General features: G+C 55.5%; 4 protein-coding genes. 2 read left to right on the forward strand and 2 right to left on the reverse strand.

The window, feature by feature from the left end:
- Positions 1 to 475: 475 nt before the first annotated feature.
- Entirely contained in the window at positions 476 to 802 is a 327-nt protein-coding gene (locus tag IB244_RS31480; protein WP_192242137.1) for a hypothetical protein, read from the reverse strand.
- A 294-nt stretch (positions 803 to 1,096) separates the two neighbouring features.
- On the opposite strand from IB244_RS31480, the gene IB244_RS31485 reads away from it, so the two are divergent.
- Entirely contained in the window at positions 1,097 to 1,402 is a 306-nt protein-coding gene (locus IB244_RS31485) for a hypothetical protein (protein ID WP_192306971.1), read from the forward strand.
- Positions 1,403 to 1,689: 287 nt separating this feature from the next.
- Positions 1,690 to 1,965: a hypothetical protein gene (locus IB244_RS31490; protein ID WP_192306973.1), complete on the forward strand. Its 276-nt coding sequence runs from the start codon at positions 1,690 to 1,692 to the stop codon at positions 1,963 to 1,965.
- On the opposite strand, the gene IB244_RS31930 is transcribed toward IB244_RS31490, so the two are convergent.
- Positions 1,950 to 2,149 (reverse strand): hypothetical protein (locus tag IB244_RS31930; protein WP_210334369.1); only part of this gene is annotated, 200 nt, incomplete at its 5' end. The genes IB244_RS31490 and IB244_RS31930 overlap by 16 nt on opposite strands.

Here is a 2,149-nt window from a genome sequence, read left to right on the forward strand (position 1 = left end):
CGAACGAAAGTTCAGGCCCGCTAGGACCAACCGCTCTGCGCATCGTCACTGCGGTGTTGCAATCACCTCAATGGCAAACGAGGCCGGTGCATCATAACCGATGCACCGGCCTCGCAATGTATAAGGCTCGCCACTACAGCGAGCCTCAGGCGTGCCCTAACCGACGCCGGGGCAGGCGGGGAAATGTATCGAATTCACTCCGATGACGGGTACCGTTGAGCGGTTGAAGCAGCCGCACTCCTAAACGCTTCCCAATCGACAGCCGCAAATCTGCGTCCACGTTCCTGAGCCGCCTTCTCAAGCAGTACGGCGAATGCACCGAGGCTCACCTTGTCGGCCCGCAGCATTTGCCGGATCAGAGGATCTTTCAAAACTTCTGACATAGATAGGTCCTGCATGGCCATTCTCCTTCACTGGGGTGTGAAGTAGCACGGCGATGCAACGGTCAGATGTCGCCGGCGTGGCGGAAACAAGGCTATTCGACCGTGAGCGTTCCGCCCCCCTTGGAGTACTTCTTCCCTCCAAGCGAATTGATCGTTGCGCATTTTTCCTTGTCAAACTTCTCGCAAATCTTGTTGCCCTTAATGCTCCATGTGCCCTTGTAGGCAGTCTTGTCCCCGTCGACAGTCGCTTCAATTGTTCCGTCTGGTTTGTAAGTTGTGATACCCGATTGCGTCTTGGACTTCCAATGGATTGGGTGGCCTACCAGCTCGCTTTTCAACTGGTCCCCCGTTAAGGTCGCGGCATACGCTCCAGATGCGAAGGCTACCATAATGAGGCCAGAAATTGTAATCGCTTTCACCGTTCCACTCCCTCCTTGCAAGCCGCATCTGCCGTCTACTTATACGACATCACGATTGCCCTCTCCACAGATCAAAGCGATGTCAGCCTCCCACGGAAAGGCACTGAGGTTCTGTGGTTGGCCGGATCCCTGCCCGGTACTTCCCACGGTTCAGGCCGCCGTTGACCACAGTCTGCTGTCATCGGCGGATGACATCTTGACGCCGGGTGTCTTCGCCATCATTTCTCATCCAACTTCGGGGCGGAAGCTATCTCATCTCGTGCGGCGCACAGACCTTTCGAGGAGATGATTCCGATGTTCACTGCGGCCAAACACCAATCCTACCATTCCGATTACAATGGCTATCGGCTGTCGGCGACGTGCGCCTATTGCAGGCGACATAAAGCCTACGCGACGGATGACATCCGGGAGAAGATCGGGGATTGCCAGCTCGACGGCCTGAAGACCGCGATAGGCACCGTCTGGGGCTGCGATAGGGTCTATAGCGTCAATGCCGACCAATGCGGCCTGCGCGTGGAAATCACCGGGAAGATCAACAAAACACCCGACATCATTCGGAAAAGAGATGATAAGCCCAGGTCCAAACGAAAATCTAGCTAACAGGTCAGCCCGGGTGGACTATCAACCCAAACACAAATGGCGAGAGACGTGGCTTGACGAAAGCCACCAAGACTTTGCAGCATGGGAAGGTGATCTACAGTTCGGGAGGATCTTCCTCGATCTCACGAGCCTCAAGAAGGGCCAATGGATATGGGCGATAAACCACATTCCCTGGCAGAGGCGAACGATCATGCCGCACCATGGATGGGCGGTTGATGTCCGAGAAGCATCCCGGTTGGTGGAAGAGACTTATGATAGGCTGAAGGTTCTACACGGAAGGTGATGTGATGGATATGGTCGAGAAGGTTGCTCGGGCGATCTACGAAGCGGAACCGTTTGACGCCGTTCGCCACGAGATCCCGTGGGCGGACGTTCACGATACCCAAAAGCGCGGGTTCCGCGTCAAGGCCGTTGCTGCGATCGAAGCGATGCGCGAGCCAACGCCCGAGATGCTGGCCCCCGAAGAAGTCCACTACGGCTATGCCTGCCATGTGTGCGGAGGCTTGAAGGAGGGCTATGAGCTTATGCTAGATGCAGCCCTAAAGTGTCAGGAGAAGGTGTGAACCGCTTCGAGATCCCTGGCACTATTTTCGCCTTCCTCATCGTTGTCGGCCTTATTGCGTCGGCCGTGAAGAACACGGAAGCTGCTGATTAGACATAGGAATCGAAGGATCTGCAGATCTTCTAATTGCCGGAAACAGCCACCGAACGGGCTGTTTCCTTGCAAAATCAGTTTGAGGTTTCCCT

It is taken from the genome of Rhizobium sp. RHZ02 (assembly GCF_014851575.1).
Taxonomy (GTDB): domain Bacteria; phylum Pseudomonadota; class Alphaproteobacteria; order Rhizobiales; family Rhizobiaceae; genus Rhizobium; species Rhizobium altiplani.

Bases quoted from the DNA above. Each gene is read 5' to 3' on its own strand.
- IB244_RS31485 (WP_192306971.1), top strand. From the start codon at position 1,097: ATGTTCACTGCGGCCAAACACCAATCCTACCATTCCGATTACAATGGC.
- IB244_RS31490 (WP_192306973.1), top strand. From the start codon at position 1,690: ATGGATATGGTCGAGAAGGTTGCTCGGGCGATCTACGAAGCGGAACCG.